This is a genomic window from Sphingomonas sp. Leaf4, from assembly GCF_920939515.1.
Taxonomy (GTDB): Bacteria; Pseudomonadota; Alphaproteobacteria; order Sphingomonadales; family Sphingomonadaceae; genus Sphingomonas.
On the sequence record NZ_CAKLBB010000012.1, the window covers coordinates 1 to 24,978 of the forward strand.

25 protein-coding genes and 1 tRNA gene are annotated in these 24,978 nt (G+C 64.8%); 15 read left to right on the top strand and 11 right to left on the bottom strand.

Annotated features, from left to right (window positions below; translation table 11 throughout):
- Positions 1-93 precede the first annotated feature (93 nt).
- Positions 94-399, bottom strand: coding sequence for a hypothetical protein (locus tag LRA89_RS16650; RefSeq protein WP_230772040.1), 306 nt, complete (start codon positions 397-399; stop codon positions 94-96).
- A gap of 419 nt (positions 400-818) precedes the next feature.
- On the opposite strand from LRA89_RS16650, the gene LRA89_RS16655 reads away from it, so the two are divergent.
- From LRA89_RS16655 to LRA89_RS16665, 3 genes are read left to right on the top strand one after another with little or no spacing between them, the layout of a single operon-like run.
- Complete coding sequence (locus LRA89_RS16655; RefSeq protein ID WP_230772042.1) at positions 819-1,322, top strand: DUF6932 family protein; 504 nt, start codon at positions 819-821, stop codon at positions 1,320-1,322.
- A complete protein-coding gene (locus LRA89_RS16660) occupies positions 1,319-2,593 on the top strand; it encodes a helix-turn-helix domain-containing protein (protein WP_230772044.1) in 1,275 nt (424 codons plus the stop codon). The genes LRA89_RS16655 and LRA89_RS16660 overlap by 4 nt, the downstream gene beginning before the upstream one ends.
- Position 2,594: 1 nt before the next feature.
- Positions 2,595-3,671, top strand: a complete 1,077-nt coding sequence (locus LRA89_RS16665; protein WP_230772047.1) for a beta family protein — start codon at positions 2,595-2,597, stop codon at positions 3,669-3,671.
- On the opposite strand, the gene LRA89_RS16670 is transcribed toward LRA89_RS16665, so the two are convergent.
- The 3 genes from LRA89_RS16670 to LRA89_RS16680 form a co-directional block, all read right to left on the bottom strand.
- Positions 3,634-4,227: a sce7726 family protein gene (locus LRA89_RS16670; protein ID WP_230772048.1), complete on the bottom strand. Its 594-nt coding sequence runs from the start codon at positions 4,225-4,227 to the stop codon at positions 3,634-3,636. The genes LRA89_RS16665 and LRA89_RS16670 overlap by 38 nt on opposite strands.
- Positions 4,228-4,518: 291 nt before the next feature.
- Positions 4,519-4,815, bottom strand: a complete 297-nt coding sequence (locus LRA89_RS16675; RefSeq protein ID WP_230772050.1) for a helix-turn-helix transcriptional regulator — start codon at positions 4,813-4,815, stop codon at positions 4,519-4,521.
- Positions 4,812-5,015 (bottom strand): hypothetical protein, encoded by a 204-nt coding sequence (locus LRA89_RS16680; protein WP_230772052.1) that lies wholly within the window; start codon positions 5,013-5,015, stop codon positions 4,812-4,814. The genes LRA89_RS16675 and LRA89_RS16680 overlap by 4 nt, the downstream gene beginning before the upstream one ends.
- Before the next feature lie 125 nt (positions 5,016-5,140).
- On the opposite strand from LRA89_RS16680, the gene LRA89_RS16685 reads away from it, so the two are divergent.
- Complete coding sequence (locus LRA89_RS16685; RefSeq protein ID WP_230772054.1) at positions 5,141-5,770, top strand: SOS response-associated peptidase family protein; 630 nt, start codon at positions 5,141-5,143, stop codon at positions 5,768-5,770.
- A gap of 44 nt (positions 5,771-5,814) precedes the next feature.
- Here LRA89_RS16685 and LRA89_RS20645 read toward each other — a convergent pair whose 3' ends face one another.
- Positions 5,815-6,252, bottom strand: coding sequence for a helix-turn-helix domain-containing protein (locus tag LRA89_RS20645; RefSeq protein WP_443024998.1), 438 nt, complete (start codon positions 6,250-6,252; stop codon positions 5,815-5,817).
- Here LRA89_RS20645 and LRA89_RS16690 point away from each other — a divergent pair.
- From LRA89_RS16690 to LRA89_RS16720, 7 genes are all read left to right on the top strand, one after another.
- Entirely contained in the window at positions 6,233-6,496 is a 264-nt protein-coding gene (locus tag LRA89_RS16690; RefSeq protein WP_230772056.1) for a transcriptional regulator, read from the top strand. The two genes, LRA89_RS20645 and LRA89_RS16690, sit on opposite strands and share 20 nt — an antisense overlap.
- 139 nt (positions 6,497-6,635) lie before the next feature.
- Positions 6,636-7,103, top strand: coding sequence for a hypothetical protein (locus LRA89_RS16695; protein WP_230772058.1), 468 nt, complete (start codon positions 6,636-6,638; stop codon positions 7,101-7,103).
- Between the two features lie 278 nt (positions 7,104-7,381).
- Positions 7,382-7,588: a hypothetical protein gene (locus LRA89_RS16700; protein ID WP_230772060.1), complete on the top strand. Its 207-nt coding sequence runs from the start codon at positions 7,382-7,384 to the stop codon at positions 7,586-7,588.
- Between the two features lies 1 nt (position 7,589).
- The gene (locus LRA89_RS16705; protein ID WP_230772062.1) at positions 7,590-7,871 is read left to right on the top strand and encodes a hypothetical protein; all 282 of its coding nucleotides are present in this window, start codon (positions 7,590-7,592) and stop codon (positions 7,869-7,871) included.
- Positions 7,868-8,152, top strand: a complete 285-nt coding sequence (locus tag LRA89_RS16710) for a hypothetical protein (RefSeq protein ID WP_230772065.1) — start codon at positions 7,868-7,870, stop codon at positions 8,150-8,152. Before LRA89_RS16705 ends, LRA89_RS16710 begins: the two co-directional genes overlap by 4 nt.
- Positions 8,149-8,775 carry a hypothetical protein gene (locus tag LRA89_RS16715; protein ID WP_230772067.1) on the top strand — a complete coding sequence of 209 codons (627 nt, stop codon included), beginning with the start codon at positions 8,149-8,151 and terminating at the stop codon, positions 8,773-8,775. Before LRA89_RS16710 ends, LRA89_RS16715 begins: the two co-directional genes overlap by 4 nt.
- A gap of 118 nt (positions 8,776-8,893) precedes the next feature.
- Positions 8,894-10,519, top strand: a complete 1,626-nt coding sequence (locus LRA89_RS16720; RefSeq protein WP_230772178.1) for a recombinase family protein — start codon at positions 8,894-8,896, stop codon at positions 10,517-10,519.
- Here LRA89_RS16720 and LRA89_RS16725 read toward each other — a convergent pair.
- The 6 genes from LRA89_RS16725 to LRA89_RS16750 all read right to left on the bottom strand — a co-directional run bounded on the left by LRA89_RS16725 (position 10,476) and on the right by LRA89_RS16750 (position 19,862).
- Positions 10,476-10,552: transfer RNA gene (locus LRA89_RS16725), tRNA-Met, on the bottom strand. The genes LRA89_RS16720 and LRA89_RS16725 overlap by 44 nt on opposite strands.
- A gap of 52 nt (positions 10,553-10,604) precedes the next feature.
- A complete protein-coding gene (locus tag LRA89_RS16730; RefSeq protein WP_056492417.1) occupies positions 10,605-11,117 on the bottom strand; it encodes a 2'-5' RNA ligase family protein in 513 nt (170 codons plus the stop codon).
- Positions 11,114-12,958 (bottom strand): potassium transporter Kup, encoded by a 1,845-nt coding sequence (locus LRA89_RS16735; protein WP_230772179.1) that lies wholly within the window; start codon positions 12,956-12,958, stop codon positions 11,114-11,116. The genes LRA89_RS16730 and LRA89_RS16735 overlap by 4 nt, the downstream gene beginning before the upstream one ends.
- A 234-nt stretch (positions 12,959-13,192) precedes the next feature.
- Positions 13,193-15,892 carry an exo-rhamnogalacturonan lyase family protein gene (locus LRA89_RS16740; protein ID WP_230772069.1) on the bottom strand — a complete coding sequence of 900 codons (2,700 nt, stop codon included), beginning with the start codon at positions 15,890-15,892 and terminating at the stop codon, positions 13,193-13,195.
- Positions 15,893-15,909: 17 nt separating this feature from the next.
- Complete coding sequence (locus LRA89_RS16745) at positions 15,910-16,611, bottom strand: DUF6250 domain-containing protein (RefSeq protein WP_230772071.1); 702 nt, start codon at positions 16,609-16,611, stop codon at positions 15,910-15,912.
- A gap of 20 nt (positions 16,612-16,631) precedes the next feature.
- Complete coding sequence (locus tag LRA89_RS16750) at positions 16,632-19,862, bottom strand: TonB-dependent receptor (protein ID WP_230772073.1); 3,231 nt, start codon at positions 19,860-19,862, stop codon at positions 16,632-16,634.
- A gap of 173 nt (positions 19,863-20,035) precedes the next feature.
- Between LRA89_RS16750 and LRA89_RS16755 the strand changes: the two genes are divergently transcribed.
- From LRA89_RS16755 to LRA89_RS16770, 4 genes are read left to right on the top strand one after another with little or no spacing between them, the layout of a single operon-like run.
- Complete coding sequence (locus tag LRA89_RS16755; protein WP_230772075.1) at positions 20,036-21,910, top strand: rhamnogalacturonan lyase; 1,875 nt, start codon at positions 20,036-20,038, stop codon at positions 21,908-21,910.
- Complete coding sequence (locus tag LRA89_RS16760; RefSeq protein WP_230772077.1) at positions 21,907-23,106, top strand: rhamnogalacturonan acetylesterase; 1,200 nt, start codon at positions 21,907-21,909, stop codon at positions 23,104-23,106. Before LRA89_RS16755 ends, LRA89_RS16760 begins: the two co-directional genes overlap by 4 nt.
- Entirely contained in the window at positions 23,103-24,593 is a 1,491-nt protein-coding gene (locus LRA89_RS16765) for a rhamnogalacturonidase (protein WP_443024999.1), read from the top strand. The genes LRA89_RS16760 and LRA89_RS16765 overlap by 4 nt, the downstream gene beginning before the upstream one ends.
- A 45-nt stretch (positions 24,594-24,638) precedes the next feature.
- On the top strand, positions 24,639-24,977 hold the full coding sequence (locus LRA89_RS16770; RefSeq protein WP_443025000.1) for an L-rhamnose mutarotase: 339 nt from the start codon (positions 24,639-24,641) through the stop codon (positions 24,975-24,977).
- Position 24,978: the final 1 nt, after the last annotated feature.

A 24,978-nucleotide genomic window follows, 5' to 3' on the forward strand; every position in this document is an offset into this window, starting at 1 on the left:
CCCGCAGGTCCATCGATAACGGCTTGCCCATCTGACCGGCCTCCTGTCGCCGGTGACAGGCTTGAATCAGACTTCAGTCCCCTTGGGAATCCCTCAACGATTCACGCCGTTCGGATTATGCTCTAGCCACACCGATTGCGTCGGCTGGCCCAGGGCGGAAGGATGACGGAGACCGAGGATCGGCGCATAGGCATCGTTGTAGAGGAAGGTTCGCTCCGGCCCCCACATCACGCACATGGCATGACCGGCGCCGAGCATCATGTCGACAATTGTGCGCAGGCTTCCCGACCATGCTTCTCGAGCCCCGAGCGGTGTCGTCGCCCAATCATGATTCCTGATCATCTCGATCAGCCGCGGGGCGACAACAGTCTCGCCAACGTCTCTGCTCATCCTCGTCATGCCCGTGCCGTCGTGTACCCCTTCTTACGGCTTTTGGCGCACGCGCGCGGTTCCGACAAGCTACGCGGCCGGGCGCGACCTTCCCCCTTCATGCGTGCGACGTCGCGTCGACGAACGTCGCATTCTGCAGATCACTGCCCGAATGCGGCCGGGCCGCTCTCCACCAAACCCGGACGTTCATGCGGCGGAGGTGCCCTCCGCCTTGGGCAAGCATTTCTGCGGCTCCGCTTGTTGAGGATACCCGCGGCTAAACAGTGGATACCCTCCGCCGCGCCCCGCCCTTAGTAGGCATTAGCGCGCCATTCATACCCTCAGAGCGACGGCATGGTACCCGTTTAAATGGGGTACCGAATTTTTGGTTGGCGTTCGGATTTGTTCGGCAATTTGGTAAACCTAGCTCGTTTGCGAACGCCAAAAAAATGCTCGACAATATCACAACACAACGATATTGTTGTGTTGTGATACCAGCGCTGATCAATGTCGCAGCGAATGCACCATGGGCGGTTCTCCCGCCCGGTATCCATGATGCAACCTTGTCGGAGGTGGAGTCGGCTTTTGCCACGACCCCGCACCGCCAATGGCTGTTTGAGGGTTTCCAGCGTGTCGCCGATGCATTGCAAGTGGCAGGCTGCACCGTCGTCTATCTTGACGGCAGTTTCACCACTGGCAAGCCGCACCCCGAAGACTATGATGGCTGCTGGGACCATACGGGCATTGACTTCACAAAACTTGACCCCGTCCTATTAGATTTCAGTAATAAGCGCGCCGCTCAGAAGCGGAAATTCCTGGGCGAAATGTTTCCAGCACTATCCCTCAACGGACCGGGTGGTACGTTTCTCGATTTTTTTCAGATCGAAAAATTCTCTGCCCAACCCAAGGGAATCATTCGAATTCTCCTCGCGCCGAAAGGCCCGATCCTATGATTACCAATGACAAACAGTATAAATCAGCGCGACTTCAAATCGTCCGGTTTGAAGAAGCACTGACGGCGCTCGACAGTGCGCCGGCAACGCTCCCTCAGGCTCTCGTACAAGCGCAGCGTGATGCGCTCGTGAGCCAGATCGAGGAGTTGCGCGAAGATGCAGACCTGTACGATCGTCTGCGAGCTGGACAGGTGACAGAGTTCGCGGCGGAAAATCTTGCCGAACTTCCAGATATACTAATTCAAGCTCGGATCGCTCGTGGGTTGAGCCAGCGTGAGTTGGCAGACTACCTTGGTCTTAAAGAGCAGCAGGTTCAGCGGTACGAAGCTGAGCGCTACCGTTCGGCGTCGCTTGATCGACTCATCGAGGTTTCCGATGCTCTTGGTGTCCAGGTCGCCAAGCGCGCAGAACTCGTGGGCGATGCAACATTGCGCTCAGTTGACCCCAATACATGGCAGGCCTTTCCTTTGGCCGAAATGTACAAGCGCGGCTGGTTCGAAGATTTTGAGGGCTCTCTTGCTGACGCACGCAAGGCAGCGTCGGAGATCATTCCTGCTTTTCTACGAGGTGGACAGGCTCGCAATGCGGCACCTGCCCTGCATCGCAAATCTGTGCGCGCGAGTGGGCAAGTGCACGAAGCGGCGATCACCGCGTGGGAAGCTCGAGTGCGACGCTTAGCCGAGCGAGATGCCCCAACTTCACCGTTCTCGCCCGATCGGATTGACGACGCATGGCTAGCAGATCTGTTAGCTCTCACTCTTCAGTCCGACGGTCCGGCTCGGGCGATTGAGCATCTGCGTAAGATTGGCATTGCGCTTGTCGCGGAAAAACACCTTCCAAGTACCCTACTCGACGGCGCGGCACTCGCGACGCTCGAAGACTATACGATCGTCGCAATGACGCTGCGGCACGACCGGCTCGACAACTTCTGGTTCACGCTGTTTCACGAAATTGGCCATCTCAAGTTTCATATTGGCCAGGGCTTTGCGTCCATCTTCGACGATACCGATGCGCCAGCTGGATCTGACATCGAGACTCAAGCCGACTTGTTCGCGCAGGAAATGCTGCTTCCTTCTGCAAAATGGGCCCTCGGTATTTCTCGTTTCACACGCAATGAGCAGGCAGTCCGTACCGACGCCAAGCGCTTCGGCGTTGGGGCGGCGATCATTGCCGGCCGAGTGCGCCGGGAGGCGCATGATTATACCTTGCTTCGCAACCTTGTCGGCAACGGCGAAGTGCGGCGCCAATTCGGGTGGCAAAGGAGAGATTAGCGTGCAGCTTCCCAAACCCTATGTACCACTGCTGCGCTGGCGGCAGGGCGAATATGAAGCGTTGTTCCGACTGGCTCCCCCTCAAAAGGACGCAATCTTACCTTTAATCGAAATTCTTAAACCAGATTATGATTTTGAATTGCGCAAACCAAAACGTGATCTAGACGAACACCTGAAACTTTTTGGCAAACGGCTTGGTGCCAAGTGGAAAAGTAGACCGGCGCTCGTCGACACAGGTCGGCTAGACTCGGCTCAACTGATGGCCGACGGTCGCCATCCACTTACTTTTATATTCGATCAGGCGCGTGCCGCGGGCGCTCCACTTATTCCTGTCACTGGCCTTGGCCGGGACACAGCCTATCAAGCAGCCGTAAGCACGATCGGCATGAAAGACGGTCGCGGCGCAGCACTGCGCTGCTCACTTGCCGATGCACTTGACCCCGATTTTGACAAGCATATCCAAACACTGCTGGAAAATATTAAAATCCATTGGACTATGCTGGACATAATCATCGACTTGGAAACACCCGCTTTCGATCCAATGCCACAACTGATCAACATCATAGTTGCGGCGCTGACCGGCGCGACAATTTTCAATTTTTGCCGTAGCGTAACGCTACTTTCGACTAGCTTTCCTGACACACTTTCTAACATGGCGAACCCTATTCAGCGGTTCGTCCGTCACGAATGGGTTTTGTTCAAGGGCGTCATCGCGGCGTTGCCATCAGGGGCCCGACGGCCAATTTTTGGCGATTATGGGATTGCTGCGATCAGTTTTGCCGAAGGCGACATGCGCTTCATGCGAGGCTCGCCAAACGTACGGTACACGACCGACGATGCATGGATTATCGCTCGTGCAAAGGGTGCAAAGCGTGGGAGCAACCTACCCTATCCAGCACTATGTGGGCTCGTGACCAGCTCCGGGTCTTATTTAGGCGCTCATTTTTCCGCTGGCAGCGCATATATCGCTGACTGTCAGACGGGTGCGGCTACTCGGGGTAATCCTACGACTTGGAAATGGGTCGCAACGAACCACCACATCACGAAAGTTCTGGACGATCTCTCCAGGCTTCCCTGACCTTCAAAGCATGTCGCACCCGTTCGGCCAGTACGCGTTTCGGCAACAATTCGACCAGCCTCAGATAGAGATCCTCGCGAGGCTGCCGTAGACTTTTTTCAGCGGCTCCGAGCGTACGCAAAATGGCCACAGCCTCAGGACGCCACAACAACCGGGCAAGGGTCAACGGGTCAACAGAACGATTGGCATGTTCGCGCCGGACAACACGAAACGCGAAACTACCGCTCGGCCGCCGCTCGGCTGACATCACACCCCACCATTCGGGAAGCAAAGGCATTGCTCGTGCGATATGCCGAGGGGAGGCTATGAGCGTCGCGCGATCGACGATGGTACCGTATGAGGCAACTTGCCTCGGTAAGCGGTCTAGCACATCGGCGTCTGCCTTGATCTCAAGTCCGCGGATGTGCCCGTTGATTACTGCGATATCGACGCGGCACGCGCCGTGATCGATGCCTAATTCGTCGAGGACGATCGTATCTGGACAACCACGCGCACGCCGAAGCAGCGTGGCATACGCTGCTGCTCGAATCTCGCAATCCCTAACCCGACCCGACATGCGCGGAGCGATAGACCCCGCCAACGCCTTTCGGCAAATGCTTTGCCGTGAAAAATCGATGAGATGCGTCGATCGCTTTAAATCGTACGAACATCGCGGCAGAGGCTCCCTCCGCCATGATCCTGGCCGCACGCGGCGGAGGCGCCCTCCGCCGCCATGGGGTTTTGCCGAGCCGGAGCCGCCCTCCGCCGCCAATCCGAACGACAGCGTCTGGCAAAGAGCGTTCGCTGCGGCAGGATACCCGTGCCGTACCCGCCCCCCGCGATCGCCGGCTAGCACCGGGTCACGCGCTCACGGCACGACCAATTCGGGCGGCACCGATTGGCGCAGATCGGCCGCGCTGACCGACCAAGCGCGCGAAAGCGCGTCCAGCTCAGCCAAGGAAACCCGATCGCCGCCGCTGATCGTCAACAGCCGGTTGCGAGGAATGCCGGTGCGGCGCGACAGCGTGTCGAGCGGCGTGGTCTTCTGCATGACCCACGCATCGAACCACCTCGTGCCGCGGACGATGGATTTTGCGACCGGATGATCGGCTGTCCAGGTGTCGAGGTAGACGGGCAGCGGCAGTTCACCTTTCCGACGGGTCACAGCAGCGGCCCGAGCGCGAGCTGCTCGCCCGGCGCCGCGAGGACGGAGCGAACCTGCTGCGCGGCATCGATCGCCTGGCGGTATTCGACCGTCCGATATCGCTCGGCTTCCTCGAACCCCAGCCGTGCCCAATCGTCCGATGGATAACAGGCCTCATACACGGCGCGCGCGGCGGCGCGCAGTTGCAGGTCGTGCTGCATTGCTGTTCCCTTCTGCTACCGACTCGCCGCCAAAACGACACTGCAAAGGTAGAACATATAGGGAACGATTCGCAACCCTCCCCTCGGGTCTGGCGGCAGATGCTCGGCGTGCCTATCCCCGCATCATGTGCAATCGTGCGAGATACGCCGGCGAGCCGGCCGACCTGTTCGGATCAGCGAAAAAGCTGTTTCCCGAACGACCTAGGGACAACCGTTTCGATCCTCGCGAGCTGCGCCCGAAAAGCCGGGCCTATGTCATTCGCGAGCAGGACGGCGAGCGCGCTTGGGACATTATGTCGTGGGACGTGCTGGGCGGTCAGGCTGCGTGGCCGATGACGAATGTCCGCAATCTGGCGGCACCGCAATGGCGCAAGCTGGCGGCCGATCCGGCCAACCGCTGCCTCATCCCGCTGACCGAATTCTGCGAATGGACGCCCGACAAGCACGACCTGGGCGACGGCAAGCCGAAGCTGAAAGGCGAGATGTGGTTCACGGTCGTCGACCAGCCGGTCTTCGCGGTGGCCGGCTTCTGGCAGACCACGGTCGAGGGCAACGGTTTCGCGATGGTAACCTGCGATCCGAACACACTGGTCGTGCCGATCCACCCAAAAGCGATGATCACCATCCTGCGACCCGAGGATTGCGATGTTTGGCTGCGCGGCAGCTACGACGAGGTCGTTCAGTTGCAGGCCCCCTACCCTGCTGAGCAAATGAAGGTTCGAGGTCCTGAGTTCCCAACTCGGCGTCGGGGCTGACATGGGCGGTCGCAACAGTTTGCGTTAAAATGCTGCCCGTACGGTTATCTAGCCATTCGCTCCACAATTAGCATGAGCGCGCTGCGGGCCGGCGAATCCAGCGTATCGAACAGTCTCAACAAACGCATCTGATCGTGATCGAGCGCAGGCGCGTTTGGTGCGTCCAGCTCAGGATCATCAACCTCACCACTCAGGTATGCAGGTGTCGTCCTCAGCTCGCGCGCTAGGACGTGTAAGTGCGACGATGAGCGGGCCTTGCCGCTTAACAGACCAGCAATTGTGCTCTGCGAGATACCAGCGCGACGGGCGAGTTCAGACTGGCTCAGGCCGACCTGAGCAATCCGCTGACGTATCCGTGCGCCTACTGAATCCATAGTAGTTATAAACCTATTGCATTTGCAATAGATAGCGACCACGCATTTGCAATTGACTTGCCTAGTGCAATTGCAATAGCTCGGTGGCATGGGAATCGAAGCCGACATTGATTCGCCGCTAGCAGAAGCGGTTCGTAGAGCGGGGTCGCAGTCGGCTTTCGCCCGGCAGATTGGACGTAGCCAAACCTACGTGCACCAGCTTCTCCGGGATGATCGTCCTCTTGGCGCTGAGTTGGTTCTGAAGGCCGAAGCCGCGACGGGTGTATCGCGCTTCGAACTTCGTCCCGACATCTACCAGCGCGATCTCGATCGTACCGCGAGCTTCGGCGGTTCGATTGAACCGCGCGTATGACCTCCCTCACGACACGTACTCGCTCCTGTTGCGCACAGACGCCCAAACGCGTCGATTGCTGTCGTCATGGCAGCAAGCCGTTACGCGGGAATGCTGATCCGCGTCTGTGGCGATCCGCTGTCGCTTTCGGTGCAGCGGAATGACCAAGGTGCGCCATCCGCTCTCGGTCGAGCAGGCCGTTTCCGATACGATCGACGCGATCGGCATGGCCGAAGCAATGGCCGCGACGGGACGCGCCCGCAGCTACCTTGGCGACGTGTCGGATCAGGACAAACGGCTGCTGCTCACCTGTCGCGATGCGATCGCGCTGGACGCCGCGCACGAACGGCTGATCGGCGGCCGGCCGATCCACGATATGATGACGCTGATGCTCGACGCGAAGAGCTCCGCCGGCCAGTCGTGCAACCAGCAGTTGTTCGAGGCGACCATTGAGGCGATGCGCGAATCAAGCGAGGCGCACACCGCGCTCCTCGAGGCCAGCCAGGTCGGTGCCACCCCCGCCAAACGGCGCGCTGCGATGCGCGAGCTAGTGCAGGCGTTCTCCGCCAAGCGCCGGATCATGCCGATCCTGCAATTGATGATGCGCCAACCGGCCCAACCGCCATGAGCTGATCCCGCTGACCTTCCCGACGATTGCCTCCCCGGTTCGCGACCACCCCGGTTTGCGGAACGGATTTATGCTGCCCGGAGACATCCACTGACGGTCCCTGTCGCCCATCGAACCGCCCGCCGACTGGCCCGCGCCACCGCTACCCTCGCCGGCTTCGCGATCGGTCTGGTTCTGCTCGGCCGTCCGGCGATCGCCGCCATCGCCGCCTGTATCGCGGTCGCCGTACTGCTCACCCTCGTCCTGCACCTCCTCCGCCAACCAAAGGGAAATCGCTGATGCATCACCCTTCCCGCCCCGCCATCTGGCACGGCCAGTCCTGCCGCTGCGCCGGTTGCAATCCTCCCGTTCCCAGCGTCGCCGAGCCGTCCTTGCTGCGTACCGTCGCAGAAATGATCGCGGCCTTGTCGTTCGGACTGTTCAACGCCTGGGTGGTCGATCGCCTGCTCGACGGTCCCGGCATCCAGATCATGTTCGGATACTGACATGCTAATTGCCGATCCGTTCGCCGGGCCGTACCCGGCGCAGGTCGATGCCGTCGCGCATCGGATTAGTGGCGCGTTCAAGGACGGGATGGTACCCATCGCGCGTCAGCTCATCGCCGACGAGAGCCTGCCGCCTGCCGCACTCAGCGCCGGCATCGCCAAAGCCTATGCGAACGGGCTGATCTCAGCGATCGTCGCCGGCACGTCCGGCGATCGCGACGAGGTCGTGGCGAAGATCTGTGCCTGGGTTCGGGACGGTGTAGCGCGGGGCACACAGGCATGACCGGTGAACTCAGCGGATCATCCCAGCGTCTCTATCGAACGCTGTCGGCCTTGGCCGGTGCCGGAACGCCCTGCCCCACGAATGACGATCTCGGCGAGCAGGTCGGCTGCGACCCGCGCGCCGTCGCGCGCGCGTTCATCGAGCTGCGGGATCGGGACCTGATCTCGGTCGAGCCGGTCCGCAACCGGCGTCGCGTCACGATCACGTCCACCGGCCGGATGACGGGCATCGTCGCGCAGGTGAAGCGGATACGAGCAAGTCGACGGACGGTACCGGCATGAATGCGCCCGCAGAGGCACAACGCGCCGCGCGCCGTGCACGCAGCTGCTTCGCGCTGGCGGAGTCGAGCACCTTTGCCGGTGAGCGTGACGCCGCGATCTCACGGGGCATTGCCGTGGCGGAGAAGGCGGGGCTGTCGCTCGACGCCTTCAACATTCCCGGCCGGGCTCGCCAGCGCCGGGCGTCCACGTCAACGACGGCGAACCGGCCGGGGATCGCGGAGCGAATGCGGGGGTCGGACAGCGACTATCGCACGGCCATGCGGGAGGCCGCCGAAACCCGTCGCCGATGGGCCGACGAGCTGCGCGCCGCCGACGACGAATCGATCTACGACGCCAAACGGCGAGCGTTCGACGAAGCAACGGCGGAGGCCGCCGAACGCGATTGCGCCGCCGGTCGGCGCGCGGGCGTCCCCGATCGCGAGCATCTGCGACAGCGGGACCTCCGCGATCGATGGCCGTCGGTCGATGCCGCCATCAACGCGCTGAAGGCACGCCGGATCGAGATCTATCCGGCCGGCGACCTGATGCGGCCGGACGCACCCGCATGGTTCGCGCCGCTGCGCGGCCTGACGACGCTCGACGAATGGCAACTGCGCGAACTTGCAGATGAGGTTGCACGATGATCCGCCCCGCCCCCGCCCAATCCTCGCTCAGCCCCGCCATCGCGGCGCTGGTCGCCGCCATTGCCCGCGACATGGCCGCGGAGGATGTTGCGCGCGCCTACCCTCCTCGGAGCTCTTCATGCCTCGCTGTGCCATCTACGCCCGCTTCTCGTCCGACCTGCAATCCGCCAACTCTGCGGAGGATCAGATCGCCATGTGCTCCGCCCGCGCCGAACGCGAAGGTTGGGAAGTCGCCGGCGTCTATACCGACATCGCCATATCGGGAGCATCCAACCGGCGGCCCGGCATGACCGCGATGCTGACCGATGCCGGCGCGGGGGCATTCGATGTCGTCTGCGCCGAGGCAATCGACCGGATCGCCCGCAATCAGGCCGACATCGCCACGATCTACCAGCGTCTGGAATTCGCCAACGTCCGCATCCACACGCTGAGCGAAGGCGACGTCAGCGAGCTGCACATCGGGCTGAAAGGCACGATGTCGGCGCTGTTCCTGAAGGATCTGGCGGACAAGATCCGGCGGGGTCAACGCGGCACCGTATCGCGCGGCCGCGTGCCCGGTGGTCTTGCCTATGGCTATGACGTCGTGCCGGCGATTCGGCCCGATGGGGAACTCGACCGCGGACTGCGCCGGATCAATCCCGAGCAGGCAGCGGTCGTTCTACGCATCTACCGCGAATATTCGACCGGCCGGGGGCCGAAGGCGATCGCGCGCGGGCTGAACGAGGACGGCATCCCGGCCCCGCGTGGCGGCGACTGGCGCGCATCAGCGATCGCCGGGTCGCGCGCGCGGGGCTTGGGCGTGCTCCACAACCCGATCTACGCCGGCCAGTATCTCTACAACCGGCTGCATATGCGCCGCGACCCCGAAACCCGCCGCCGGGTATCGCGGGTCAATCCAGCGTCCGAACGGGTGCTGGTCGAGATGCCCGAGCTGCGGATCGTGCCGCAGGAACTCTGGCAGCTCGTCCAGGATCAGGCGGCGGAACGCTCGACTGGACCACTCGTCCAACGCAAGCGCCCGAAGCACCTGCTGTCCGGCATCGTCATGTGCGGGGTGTGCGGCGGCGCGTACGCGATGATTGGCGGCGGCCGGATGGCCTGCACCCGGGCACGGGAAGCGGGAACCTGCGACGTCACGCGGACAGTCGCCCGCTCCATGCTGGAGGCCCGCGTCCTGAAGGGCGTTGCCGAGCACCTGCTACAGCCCGAAGCGGTCTCGGTCTTGGTGCAGGAGTATCACAGCGAGATCGAGACGAAGCGCAAGGACCGAACGCGCGACGCCGCCGATCTCGATCGGCAGATCGGCAAGGCGGAGGCACAGGTCCAGCGCCTAATAGCGGCGATCGCGGACGGCGCGGCCGACTTCACCGATGTCCGCGAAGCGCTGACCGCTCGAAAGGCCGACGTCGAACGCTATCGTCGCGAAAAGGCCGAGGTCGAAGCCATACCGGTGATCGCGCTGAACCCGGGCATCGTCGATTCGTATCGGCGCCGGGTGCGCGGCCTATCCGCGACGCTTGATGCCGGAACGCCGTCCGGCGACGAAGTGAAAAGCCGCCTGCGCGACCTGATCGAGCGCGTGAAGGTCACGCCCGACAATCATGGTGGATTCGATATCGAGGTTCTATCGTCGTTCGGCGCCGTTGTGGCGCTAGCGACTGATCAGAACCGGCGGGACCGTACGTCCCGCTCGGTTATGATGGTAGCGAAGGAGGGATTTGAACCCCCGACCCCAGGATTATGATTCCCGTGCTCTAACCAACTGAGCTACTTCGCCCCACGCATCCCCGTTCGGGGAGGCGGCCCTATACGAACGCGAATCGTGGCCGTCAAGCGAACATATGCCGGGAAAGCGCTTCCCATGGTCCGCCACGATACCACCAGCTCGCCAGACCGGCGATCCGAACCGGACGGGGCGCGAAACCGGCGTTCAGACGGGCAAGGAGCGCCTTGGCATCGGCGGGTTCGACCTTGTTCTGGATGGTGACATGCGGCCGCCAGCCGGCCTTGTCCTGCGGCACCAGCATCGTCGCGAACGCATCGGCGATGTCCGCACGGATCGCCTCCAGTTCGGGTGCTTCGATGCGATAGGCGACGCCACGACCAAGGTTCAGGAGTCCGCCGACCCGTGCCTGCGGTGCCCCCTGCCCCCGTGTCGCCGCATTGAGCCGCTGTTTCAACTCCGCTCCCAGTTCGGGGGCGAGGTGATGAAACATCGTGCAGTGCGCGGCGAGCACGTTGCGCTCGGGGGGAAAATACGCACGGCGCTGCGTGTCGAACCATGCCTGATCCTCGGGCGCGAACAGCGCGGTGACGATGATCGGGGCCGGACCGCCGGTCAAATCTCCACCTGACTGCCGAGTTCGACGACGCGGTTGGTCGGCAGGCGGAAGAACTCCATCGCGCTTTCCGAATTCTGGAGCATCCACGCGAACAGCTTCTCGCGCCAGATCATCATCCCCGGCCGCGACGAGGGCAGCAACGTCTGCCGTGCGAGGAAGAAGCTGGTGTCCATCATCCGGAAATCGCCGCCGCAACAGCCGACTTCCTTCAGCGCGCCCGGCACGTCGGGGTCCTGCATGAAGCCGAACTTCAGAATCATGCGGTGGAAGCCCTGCCCCAGATCCTCGTTCTTGGTCCGCACGACCGGGTCGACATAGGGGGTGTCGGCGATCTTGACGGTCAGCAGGACGACCCGGTCGTGCAGCACCTTGTTGTGCTTCAGATTGTGGAGCAGCGCGTGCGGCACCCCTTCGGGCGTCGACGTCATGAATACCGCCGTGCCGGGAACGCGGGTGGCGGAATTGGCGGCCGACTGGATGAACACCTTGATCGGCATCGCCGCCTCGCGCATCCGCTCGATCATCAGCTTGCGGCCCTTGGCCCAGGTCGTCAGCAGCACGAACACGATGATGCCGACCAGCAGCGGGAACCAGCCGCCATCGGGCACCTTGGTCAGGTTCGACGCGAAATAGGCACCGTCGATGCACAGGAACAGGAACACGAACGCCCCCGCCGCCACCGCCGGCCAGTTCCACACACGGCGGAACAGGACGCCGATCATGCAGGTGCTGATGAACATCGTGCCGGTGACGGCGATGCCATACGCAGCGGCAAGGTTCGACGATTCCTGAAAGCCGAAGATCAGCAGCAGCACCATGACGAGCAGCGCCCAGTTGACCGACGGGATATAGATCTGCCCCGCCGCATCGGCGCTGGTATGTTCGATGCGCAGCCGGGGCATCAGCCCGAGTTGCACCGCCTGCTGCACCACCGAGAATGCGCCGGTAATCACCGCCTGGCTGGCGATGACCGTCGCCAGCGTGGCGAGGATGACGAGCGGCAGGCGGAAATCCTCAGACGCCATGAAGAAGAACGGATTTTCGGCGGCACTCGGGTTGTTGAGCAGCAGCGCCCCCTGCCCCAGATAGTTGATCATCAGTGCGGGGAAGACGAGGTAGAACCACGCGACCTGGATCGGCCGCCGACCGAAATGGCCCATGTCGGCATAGAGCGCCTCCGCCCCGGTCACCGCCAGCACGACCGAGCCCAGCGCCAGAAATGCGAGGACGCCATCCTGCTGGAAGAAGCGGATCGCCCAGATCGGGTTCAGCGCCTGGAACACTTCGGGCCGTTCGAGGATGTTGAGGATGCCAAGCCCGGTCAGCGTCGCGAAATAGACGACCATGATCGGCCCGAACAGGCGACCGACGCTGGCGGTGCCGACCGATTGCAACCAGAACAGCCCGATCATGATGACCACCGCGATCGGAATGACGAACGCATCGAAGCGCTGGTCGACGGTCGCCAGCCCCTCGACCGCCGACAGCACCGACATGGCGGGCGTAATCATGCAGTCGCCGAAGAACAGCGCGGTCGCCAGCACGCCCAGCACGATCAGGCTGGCGGTCCAGCGCCCGCCGCCGCTCTTGCGCTGGATCAGCGCGAGCAGCGCGAGACTGCCGCCCTCGCCGTTGTTGTCGGCGCGCATGATGACGAAGACGTATTTCAACGTCACGATCAGCATCAACGACCAGAAGACAAGGCTGACGACACCGAAGATGTTGATCTGATCGACCGGCAACCGGTGATGGCCGACGAACGTCTCCTTCATCGCGTACAGCGGCGAGGTGCCGATGTCGCCATAGACGACACCGATCGCCCCGAAGGCAAGCTTCGTGATCGACTGGCGCGGGCCATGGTGGCCGACCGGTTCGGCGGTGAGATCGACGGCTTGCGGCGAAGCCTCTGCGGTAGAGTTCACGAGCGCGGGGACCGCGCCGGAGTGGCAACGATATTGGTCATGGCGACCGCGTCCCAATGGTTCAGGGGCGGGCCGTTAGCATGCGCACAACGCCGCTGCAACGGGCCTGAATGGTGCGACATCGATGGACGCAGGCTGAACGGAGCGCTTCGGCTACTCCCCCGCACCGCTCCGCCTGCCGCGCAGCCGCCCGGCGTCGATCGCCGCGGGGATCAGCGCGAGGTTCTCGATCGCGGCCAATCCCCATTGCGACGCGGCGTTGGTGCTGACTCCGGGCCATTCGACGACTCCGCCGGGCAGCGTCCGCCGGGGATCGCCGGGCGCGACGCCGAGGCCGGCGCGGCCGCCGTAGAATTCGCTCGCGGCACGACTCGCTAGACCCGCATCGCCGGTTTCATGTGCGACGAACGCGGTCAGTCGCGAATGCGCCTCGCTCAGATTCTCCGAACCCCGGCGCGGCCCATAGCGCGCCTCGAACTCCGCACGCGGCGCATTGTAATAGCGGCAATAGTCCAGCCACGCCGCGCGATACCGCGGCACGTCGAGCAATTGCAGCAGTTCGGCATTGATCTCGACCGCGCCGAACACCGAATTGAGGTGTGACAACGACACCCTGTCCCCCGGCCCGACGAAGCGGCCGCTGGCGAGGTCGTAGGGCGCGCTGCCGGCGATCCAGCCATTCTTCAACCGGCCGATGCTGTCCATGCCGGCGGTCAAGCGGTCGCGCCAGCGGCGCTCTCCGGTACGTTCCCATTCGGTCAGCCAGGCGGCGGCAAGCGAACACCAGACGGTGCCGAACGACATCTCGATCGTCCCGGCGGGCAGGACCTGCTTCACACCGCCCGGCACCTTGCGGCCGATCTCGACATTGGTGAGCGTCCGGTCCGATTCGAGCAGGTCGCGCATCAGGTCGCCGACGCGCTCGTCGGCGGTCAGGTAATAATAGATGCGGCGATAGGCGGCGTTGCTCACCCGCGGCTGTTTGGAACTGTCGCTCCAATGCTGGACGCCGTGGCGCGTGCCCATCCCCTTGAAGCGGCCGGTGTGATAGACGTCGACCTCACCGGTGTGGCGCGTCATCGCTTCGGCCAGCCGGTACGCCTGCCCGCCGCCGGTGCGCAGCGCCTGCATCCACAGCCACAGGTCGGGCGACAATTCGCTGTTGGCCCATGCGAAACCGCCGATGTCGTAGCGCCACTGATGCCGGTCGGCGTCATAGCTGTGCATCACGTCGCCGTGGTTCCAGAAGCCGTACCAATGGCGCCGCTCGACCTCCCCGGCATAGAAATCGACGAGGTTGGTGAGTTGGTCCTCGATCGCGACACGGTTGGGCGTCGAGCCATCGGGCAGGCTCCAGTGGCCGAACACCCGGGCATCGTGAAGGCCATCCGCATCGGCGACGAGTTGCGGCGGGCTGGAAGCGAGATTGGCGAGCGCCTGCAACCGATCGGTCGCGGGCGTTTCGGGAAAGGCCCAGAGCATCAGTTCGCTGGTGCGGGCGATGCCGGTCGCGCTGTCCCAGCCGGGCTCGTAATCCTCATAGGTGACGGCCAGCCCCTCGTTCTGGGCGGCGAACGCCTCCATGCCCATCACCCCGCGATAGGGGCGCAGGTCCATCGCCGGAGCCTGCGGCGACCAGAGCCACAATGTCAGGTTGGCGGCGTCGCCGGCCGCGCCGCCGATCGCGATCTCGCCTGGATGCCGTTCCCAGAACCAGCGCGAGGCGATCGCCGCCCCGCCCGCCGGACTGCCGACATAGCCGAAGCCCGGCGCGCGAGTCCCCTCTGCGGCATCGATCCACGCATGGCCGGGCGCGGTCCGCTTGCGCAACGTGAAGCCACCGGCGGACAATTGCGCCAACGACAGGTCGCCCCATGCCGGAATACGCTCGATCAACTCGCCGACCGGTTTGGCCATGTCGGCCAGCGGCGGCGTCGCCTTCCCCGCGATCTGCGCGCTACGGGTCGCCTCGCCCGGATCGCGGCGCAGCCCGGTCAGCGGGCGAACCGCCTCGACGAACATCGCATCCTCGGCCAGCGCGAGGCGGATATGGCGGTCGTGGAGCGGTGCGGCCATCGGCACGCTGCCACGAACGCCCAACCCCGAGACGAACCATTGCGCCGGATCGACGTCATGGATGAAGCTGTGGACGATCCGCAGGCCGGGCGACCCGGCATAGGCGTACAGGCGCACGACGAACGGCAGCATGGTCCGGTCGCCCGCAACATGTCGTCCCTCGATCTTCACCACCGCGCGGACCGGCCCTTGCTGCTCGACGGTGACACGCTCGATCCGCCCTTTTAGCGCGATCCGTGGGCCGTCGGGCGCACCCTGCCGCACCTCCCCCACCAGCGACACGTCGCGCAGGACGACCCGCGCGCCATAGGCGGCCTGCCGCACGACCGCGTCACCGCTGCGCGCGATGTGCCAGCGCAGGTCGCCGCTGGTGATGACGACCGCATCGGTGCGTTCCTTGACGCGGAGCGCGGCGGCCGGTGCCGGCGCGGTGCCGGGGGCCACGGTCAGCGTCGCGCCCGGCATGACGTCGGCGGGCAGCGCGTGTGCGGTCCATTTGACCGAGCCGTCGGGCCATGTCGCTGTCACCCAGCTTTGCGCCGGAACCGCCCTACCACCGGCATCGCGCACCGCCAACGAGCGCCGACGGTTCAGCGCCCCCCGGGGCCATGCCAGCCCGAACGTCTGGCCGGCATGGGTGGCGGGTGCGGTGCCCTCCACCCAATGCGCGCCGACCGGACGGGAAACCGTGCGCGGCGCGGCGAATGCCGGCAGGCTGCGGGCAGTGGCGGCGGCAAGGATCGTGGCCCCGAGCAGGCTACGGCGGGTCATCCGCATCGCGGTTCTCCTGATGGTCAGAATCGGGTGATGCGCAACCGGCGGATGCGCAAGTGGCTCTGGGTGGTGCGGATGCCAAACCAGCCCGATCGATAGGGCGCGGCGTCGGTCATGGCGAACAGCCGCGTGCCGTCGCGTTCGACCGCGACCTGTCCGTCGCGCGCGATCAGGGCGATGCGCGTCCAGCGGTTGGCCACGAGCAACGCGGCGGGATCGGCGCGGTCGTGTTCAGGCAACAGCGGCCGGTCCCCGGCGCGTGCGGTATAGCGGCGCATTCGCGTCGTCGTGTTGCGGTTGCCGCCGATCCCGACATAATAGGTCGCGAGCGTGTCATAGTCCTCGAACTTCCCGCTGCGCTTCGCGGCGAACACCGATCCGTCGAGGGCCGCCGGATCGCCCGCCATCCAGAAGGCGTTGAGGTCGCTCACCTGATCATTCGGTCCGCCGGTCGACACCGCCATCGCCTCGAACGTGATCCGTACCGGCGCATCCAGCCGCCGGTCGTACCATAGCGTCAGCCCCCGGGCGGTATCGATGTCGATCGTGCCGGACGCAAAACCGACACGGGCGGCGGGATCCTGCGCCTCGACCGTCCAGTCGCTTGCGGCGGGCGCATGGATACAGCCGCCGAGCGCGAATAAAATGATGCCCGGCCACCATTGCGGCAGCCGGGCACAGGGGGGAGTGGATCGTGACGGGGACCGGCCGCGCCGTGGCACGGGGCGACCGGTCCGCCGCATCACAGCTTGAACTGCGCGCCGACGAAGATGCGGCGGCCAAAGTCGCTGTATTCGATGGACCGTGCGTCATCGATGTACGAGCGGGCAAGTTCGTTGGTCAGGTTCAGCGCTTCGAAGAAGATGCTGTACTGCGGCGTGATGCGGAACTGCACCTTCGCATCGACATAGGTTTCGCCGCGACGGAACACCGGGTTGTTGCTAACCGACGCATCGGCGGCGACCAGCAGATAGTCGCTGCGCTTGTTGTAGCTGACGCGCGCGTTCAGCCAGTCCTTGTCGTAGAAGACGCTGCCATTGTACGTATACTTCGACAGGCCGGGGAATGCGTCGAGCGGTTCGCCGGTCGCCACGTTGGTCAGCGAACTGTTGAGCGCGCGGCTGTAGGTGAAGTTGCCGTTGATGCCGAAGCCGTCGAACGGTGCCGGCAGGAAGGTGAAGGCGGTCGAGGCGCTGACCTCGAACCCGTCCAGCTTCGCACCGAAGCCGTTGGTCGGCTGGCGAACGGTATACAGCACGCCGTCACCGAACAGGTCGACACCGGCGATGACCGACGCGGGCAGGACGAAGCTCTTGATGTCCTTATAGTAGTAACCAATGCTGACGACGGTGTCGGCGTTGGGATACCATGCGGCGTTCAGGTCGTACTGATCGGCGCGATACGGCTTGAGGTTCGGGTTGCCCGCCGAGCAGGTATCTTCGCCGGCGATGGTGTCGGCGATGTCGATCACGCAGTTGACCGTCGGCGACAGGTCGCTCGGCCGGGGCCGCGCCAGGTTCTTGGCATAGGTCGCGCGGACGAACAGGTTGGGCTGCACTTCCAGCGACAGGTTCGCGGCCGGCAACCAGTCGTGATAGTCGTTGGACAGGGTCACTTCCTGCACCGCGACCGTCGCGATCTCGATCACCGCCGGGATGCCGGGGACGCCGGTGCCCGGCCGCACCCGGCTCTCACGCCGCGTGTTGCTGCTGGTCGAATCGTCGCGGGTGTAGGTGTAGCGCATGCCGGCGTTACCGGTCAGATTCATGCCGAACACCTCGGTCCCGAAATTGGCGCGTAGATACCCGGCTACGATCTTTTCGTTGATGATGTAGCCCGGAATCTGCGGCAGGCCATTCGCCTCACGCACCCGGTCCTGATTGAACCCCGACAGGTCATAATAGCGCGACAGGTTCGCGAAATCGAACAACGGCTGCGCCAGGCGGGTCGGTGCGCCGTCGACTGCCTTGATCCCGCCGAACAGCGGGGCGCCACCGGTGACGCCACCATTGACCGCCAGGAACTCCTGATACTGCGCCGGGGTGAAGTAGGTGACGCCGGCTGCGGGACCGGTCGCCGGCGGCGAACCGATCACCGTGGTGAGCGACACGTTGTTGTTGTACTGGAACACCGCAGGCCGCGCGACGATGCCCGCCGCCGGAACGGCGACGACCGCCGGCGAGAGCAGACGCGCGCCGCCGGCATTGTAGGCGACGAGGTCCTGGCTGCGATACTGGCCGCCGAACTTGATGCTCTTCAGGAAACCCCAGTCGAGATCATAGTCGACGTCAAGCTTCAACTGGTCTTCGGACGAGTCGTTCTGGCTGGGGCGATACTGGACGTTCGGCCCCGACTGGACGAGCAACTGGCCGTTGGCGCCGCGCCGCGTGGCATCGGCATAGGACGCGATATTGGCCGGATCGAACCCGGTGGGGAACGACAGGATCGGCAGACCTTCCGAATTGCGACGGTCGACCGAAATCCCCGAAACGCCGGTGGTGATCGACACGAGATTGGTTTCGTTCACCCGGTTGCCCTCGGCGCGCGAGGCGAGGAACACCATCTTCATCCGGTCGAGGTCCCATTTGAACCCGGTCTGGTAATAGCGCGTATTTTCGTCGTAGCTGAAGTCGCGGCGCTGAACGCCGACGATGTTGCTGGCACCACCCGAGTTGACGACGACACCGCTGCCAGGCGGCGTTCCCGCGTTCAGCGCGGTCGTCCAGCTCGTCAGCACGTGTCCCTCGGTCGTCACGAACGACTGGGTGGGACGTGCGCGCGAAACGCCGCCGGCGGCATTGTTGGCAAGGGCGGCGTCGAGGTTGTAGCGGGTGAGGTCGGGCGTGCTGCCTTGCAGGCCGTTGGTGCCCAGACCACCACCCATGTTCACCGCATAGTTGGTGTCGCGCAGGTTCTGGTTACGGTAGTTGAGCGTGACCTGACCCCATGCCGAGAAATTGTCGGCCAACTGCACCTGCGCCTGGAAGTCGAGCGTGGTGCGCGCATCGGTGCGTTCGTTGTTGCGATAGCGGACCGACCCCGGCGACCAGTCGAAGAACTGGGTTTCGCAGGCGAGCCGGTTGGCGGTCGCCAGCGCCGCCGTCGTGCCGGTCGTACCGGCACAGCTCTCATAGCTGCCGAAATTGGCATAGGCCGGATCGGCGACGGTCTTTTCGGTCGACCGGTCGAAATCGAGATACCGCTGCCAGTTGGTGTTGGCGACCGAATCGCCGCGCGTGTCGACGACGCTGTGCGTCACGTTGAACAGCACGCCCAGCCGCCCGTCGAGCAGGTCCGAGCGACCCGCCGTCAGGTTGAAGCGCGGACGCCATTTCTGGGTGAGGTTGAGGCGCTGCGCCTCGCCCTTCACGCTGAACAGCGGCTTGGTGAGTTCGAGCGGACGGCGCGTCTCGACGCGCACGGTGCCGCCGATGCCGCCTTCGGTCAGGTCGACGGTATAGCCCTTGTACACATCGATCGACTTGACCAGTTCGACCGCCAGTTCGCGGAAGTCGCCGCTGCGCCCGCCGCCAGGCGATTGCTGGCTGACGCCGTTGATCTCGATACGGTTGAGGTCGGGCTCGACGCCGCGGATCGAAATCTGCGAGCCTTCACCGAAGTCGCGCTGCAACTGGACACCCGTTACCCGGGCGAGTGCCTCGCCGACGTTCTTGTCGGGGAAGCTGGCGATGTCCTCCGCCACGATCGAGTCGACCACCGTATCGGCGTTCTTCTTGCGGGCGTTGGCCGATTGCAGCGAGGCGCGGGTGCCGGTGACGATGATCTCGGCCTCGCTCGCTTCCTGCGACAGTTCGTCAGTCGGCGACTGGCGGACATCGTCCGACGCTACCGCATTATCGACCTGCGACGTCGTTTGCGCCCACGCGGGTGCGCTGCCAAGCGCGACGATCAGCGCGAGGCCGGAAGCTGCGCTGCAAATACCGGCCCTGCGAATATTGACGAACGATGCCATGCAATCCCCTCCTTAATTCCCATCCGGTGCGTGGGTATTCCCCGTCACCGCCGAACGAACACAAATTTCTTCATTAGGGGTAACGTCGAATCCTTGCGTTGCAAAGCTAAATCTTCGCAATATGATATGTATGTCCACATGATGGAAAATCATCAGGACCGGGAGAGATGAGGATGCGTAGCAAATTGCTGGCACTGCTGGCCGCCACCGTGGCGTTGCCGCTGGGTGCGGCCCCGGTGAAGCCCAGCCGTCAATACGAACGACTCGACAGGGCGCTAGTGGCGGTTCCGGCACCAGATGGCGGCAATCACGTGAGCTGGCGGCTACTCGCCACCGACCGGCCGGGTGTCGCATTCCGGCTGCTGCGCGACGGACGGGCGATCGCCGCGCGCCTGACCAGCGCATCGAGCTTTCACGACCGGCAAGGCACGCCCGGCGCACGCTACACGCTGGAGACGATCGGCGGGCGCGAACGCGCAGTCAGCGTCGGCGTATGGGCCAGGGGTTATCTGCCGATCCCGCTCGACAAGCCGGCCGACCGGACGACGCCCGCCGGCGAGCGCTATGGCTATACCGCCAACGACGCGAGCGTCGGCGACTTGGACGGCGACGGGCGCTACGAGATCGTACTGAAGTGGGATCCGACCATTTCCAAGGACAACGCCTTTGGCGGTTACAGCGGCGAGACGATCCTCGACGCCTATACGCTGGAGGGCAAGCGGCTGTGGCGGATCGACCTTGGTCGCAACATCCGCTCGGGCGCGCACTATACCCAGTTCATGGTCTATGACTTCGACGGCGACGGGCGGGCGGAGATCATGGTCAAGACCGCCGACGGGACCATCGACGGCACCGGCAAGGTGCTGGGCGACGCAAAGGCCGACTGGCGCGAGACGGGCGGCGAACTGCCGCAGGCCGACCGCACCGGATCGACCGTCCTGCCCGACGGCCGCCGGATCGCGCGGACGCAGGGGCGCATCCTGTCCGGCCCCGAGTATATTAGCGTGTTCGACGGCCGCACCGGTGCGGCGCTGGCGAGTGCGCCCTATTCGCCGCCGCGCGGCGGCGACACGCCGGAGGCACGCGCCGCGATCTGGGGCGATGGCTATGGCAACCGGTCGGACCGGTTCCTCGCCGGGGTCGCCTATCTCGACGGCCAGCGGCCCAGCGGCGTGTTCGGGCGCGGCTATTATGCCCGCTCGACGGTCGCGGCATGGGACTGGCGGAACGGCAAGCTGACGCAGCGCTGGCTGTTCGACAGTGCCGCACCGGGCAATGCGAGGTTCGGCGGACAGGGCAATCACAATCTGTCGGTGGCCGACGTCGACGGCGATGGCCGCGACGAGATCGTCTATGGATCGATGGCGATCGACGACGATGGCAAGGGGTTGTGGAGCGCAGGGCTCGGCCATGGCGACACGATGCATCTCGGCGATCTCGACCCCGGCCGACCGGGCCTCGAGAAATTCGGGGTGCATGAGGAGGTACCGGGCAATGGCGGCTTCGGGTCGGCGATGCTCGACGCGCGGACCGGCGAAATCCTGTGGACGACGCCGGCAACCAAGGACACCGGGCGCGGCCTGTCGGCCGACATCGACCCGCGCTATCCGGGCGAGGAGAACTGGAACTCCAGCACGCCGTATCTCTACACCGCCAAGGGACAGGTGATCCCCGGCGCCAAGCCGCGCGTCGCCAATTTCGCAATCTATTGGGACGGCGATGCCCTGCGCGAACTGCTCGACAAGAACCGCATCACCAAATGGGACTGGAAGACCGGGACCGAGACGCTGTTGCTGGACGCACAGGGCGCGACGTCGAACAACGGCACCAAGTCGACGCCCGCGCTCAGCGCCGACATCCTCGGCGACTGGCGCGAAGAGGTAATCCTGCGCAGCGAGGACAGCAGCGAGCTGCGCATCTATGCCACCCCCTTCCCCACCATGATCCGGCGGGTGACGCTGATGCACGATCCGGTCTATCGTCTGGGCGTCGCGTGGCAGAACACCGCCTATAACCAGCCACCGCATGCGCTGGACGTGCCGAAATGATCGTCGCGCTGGCAATGCTGCTCGCCGGGCCGGCGACTCCCGTCACCTATCGGCTGGACGATGGCCGGGCGCAGCCGGGCGAGACGCGGGTCGAGCGTGATCGCGGCTACCGCGACGGCTATGGCTATGAACCGGGTGGCGGGCGGCGCTTCTCGGTCGCGCTGCCCGAAGGCAACTGGCAGGTGACGGTGACGCTGGGCGACCGGCGCGCCGCGACGACGACGGTGAAGGCCGAGGCGCGGCGGCTGATGCTCGACCGGGTGGCGACCGGCGGCGGCAAGCGCGTCACCCGCAGTTTCGTCGTCAACACGCGCACCGCGCAGCTTACCCCGCCGCCCGAGAATGCACCGGGCGGCACGATCGTCCGGTTGAAACCGCGCGAGATGGCCAGCCCGACCTGGGATGACCGGCTGACGCTGGAACTGCTCGGCGACGGCGCGGTGTCGACGCTCAGGATCGAGCCGGCGAACGTCCCGACCCTGTATCTGGTCGGCGACTCCACCGTGACCGACCAGCAGGCCGAGCCGGCGGCGAGCTGGGGCCAGATGCTGCCCGCCTTCCTCGACGACAAGGTCGCGGTGGCGAACCATGCCGAGTCAGGCGAGACGCTGAAATCGTTCGTGACCGAGTTGCGGCTCGACAAGGTGCTGTCGACGATCAGGCCCGGCGACTGGCTGTTCATCCAGTTCGGCCATAACGACCAGAAAGCACAGTGGCCGCAGACCTATGTCGAGGCGAGCACGACCTATCGCGCCTATCTGAACGCCTATATTGCCGAGGCGAAGCGGCGTGGCGCGAAGCCGGTGCTCGTCACCAGTCCCGAGCGACGCAATTTCGATGGTAACGGCCGGATCAAGCCGAGTCTGGGCGACTATCCGGCGGCGGTGCGCGCGGTGGCGCAGGAGGCGGGGGTGCCGGTGATCGACCTCAACCAGATGAGCGTCGCGATTTACGAGGCGCTCGGGCCGGAGCGCAGCCCACTGGCGTTCAACGACGGTGGCAAGGACCGGACGCATCACAACAACTATGGCGCATGGCTGCTCGCGCGCGGGGTGGCGGAGGGTATCCGGGCGCTGCCCGATCTGGCCGGGCATGTGACCGCGCCGCGCTTCGACCCTGCCAGACCGCCGCTGCCGGCTGAGGTTGCGATCGTGCAGAGCAGCGCGCGCAGCGACGAACGGCCGGACGGCAATTGATCGCTCGGCGAACCATGCTGGCGGCGATGTTCGCCCTGCCCTTTCCGGCGCATGGCGCACAGACGCACGACGTGCGGACGTTCGGCGCGGTGGGCGACGGGCGGGCGATCGACACGGCGGCGGTGCAGCGCGCGATCGACGCGGCGGCCGGCGGCGGCACGGTGATCGTGCCGCGCGGGCGCTATCGCTGCTTCACGCTGTTCCTGAAGAGCGACACGACGATCGTGCTGGAGCGGGGGGCAACGATCATCGCCGCCGATCCGGTGCGCGACGGCGGGCGCTATGCGCTGCCCGAGGATCGGGGCGAACAGCTTTATCAGGACTTCGGGCACAGCCATTGGCACAACAGCCTGATCGTCGGTGACGGCGTGGCACGGGTGGCGATCCTTGGTCCAGGCGGCATCGATGGCGTGGCGCTGACCCGCGATGGTCCCGGCGCACGCTGGCGCAAGCAGGCCGGCGAACGGCCACTGTCGATGCAGGGGATGAGCGCGGCGCAGATCGCCGAGCTAGAACCCGATGCGCGGGCGATGGCGGAGCTGGGCAACAAGGCGATCGCCCTAGTCGCGGCAAGCGACGTGCGGATCGAGGGGCTGACGATCGCGCGGGGCGGGCATTTCGCGATCCTCGCGACCGGGTGCCGGAACATGGTGCTGCGCGACCTGACGATCGACAGCAACCGTGACGGGATCGACCTCGACGGCGTGTCCGACGTGCTGGTCGAGCGGTGCCGGGTGAACACGCCCAACGACGATGCCATCGTCCTGAAGAGCAGTTTCGCCCTCGGCCGTGTCCTCCCGTGCGAGGATGTGACGATCCGCGATTGCGAGGTGTCCGGCTTCGACGGCGGTACGCTGATCGACGGGACGCGGCGGCGCACGCAGGCGCTGGCGCCCGATCGTGACCGGGTGACGGGACGGATCAAGCTCGGCACCGAGAGCAATGGCGGGTTTCGGCGGATCCGGATCGAGCGGTGCCGCTTCACCCGGTCGCGCGGGGTGGCGCTGGAGACGGTGGACGGCGGCGTGCTGGAGGATGTGACGGTGCGCGATATTGCGATGACCGAGGTGACGACTGCGCCGCTGTTCCTGCGAATCGGCGACCGGCGGCGCGGGCCGGCGGGAACCGGGGTCGGCGCGATCCGGGGGGTGGTGATCGAGGGACTGGATGCGCGGGGGATCGACCATCGCTTTGCCGCGACGCTGGCGGGGTTGCCGGGGCATAGCATCGAGGATGTGACGCTTCGCGACCTGCGGCTGCGCTATCTGGGCGGTGGCGAGGCGGTGGTGGAGCCGGAGGAACTCGCCGATGCCTATCCCGAACCCAGCATGTTCGGGCCGACGCCGGCATGGGGGCTGTGGTGCCGGCATGTCCGCGGGTTGCGGGTCGAGGGGCTGCATCTGTCCACGGCGGGGGACCGGCGGGCGGCGGTCCGGCTCAGCGATTGTCCGGGGGCGAAGGTGACGAAGCTTACACAGAATGTTTGACGTTTGCCGATCGCAATTCTATCATTTGGATATAGAGTCCATATAGTGGACGATTATCGGGAGGGATCGATGGCGCGTCAGGCGTTTCGGATGCAGCTCAAGGCCGGCATGGCGGCGGAATATCGTGCGCGCCACGACGCTATCTGGCCGGAATTGGTCGATTTATTGCGCGAGGCGGGCATTTCCGACTATTGGATCTTCCTCGACGAAGCGACCGGTGCGTTGTTCGCGACGCTGGAGCTCGCCGACGACAACCAGCGCGACAGTCTGCCCGCCAGCTCGATCATGCAGCGCTGGTGGGAATCGATGGCGCCGCTGATGGAGACGCAGGCCGATCATCGGCCGCTCGAATGGGCGCTGACCCCCATGTTCCACATGGCATGAC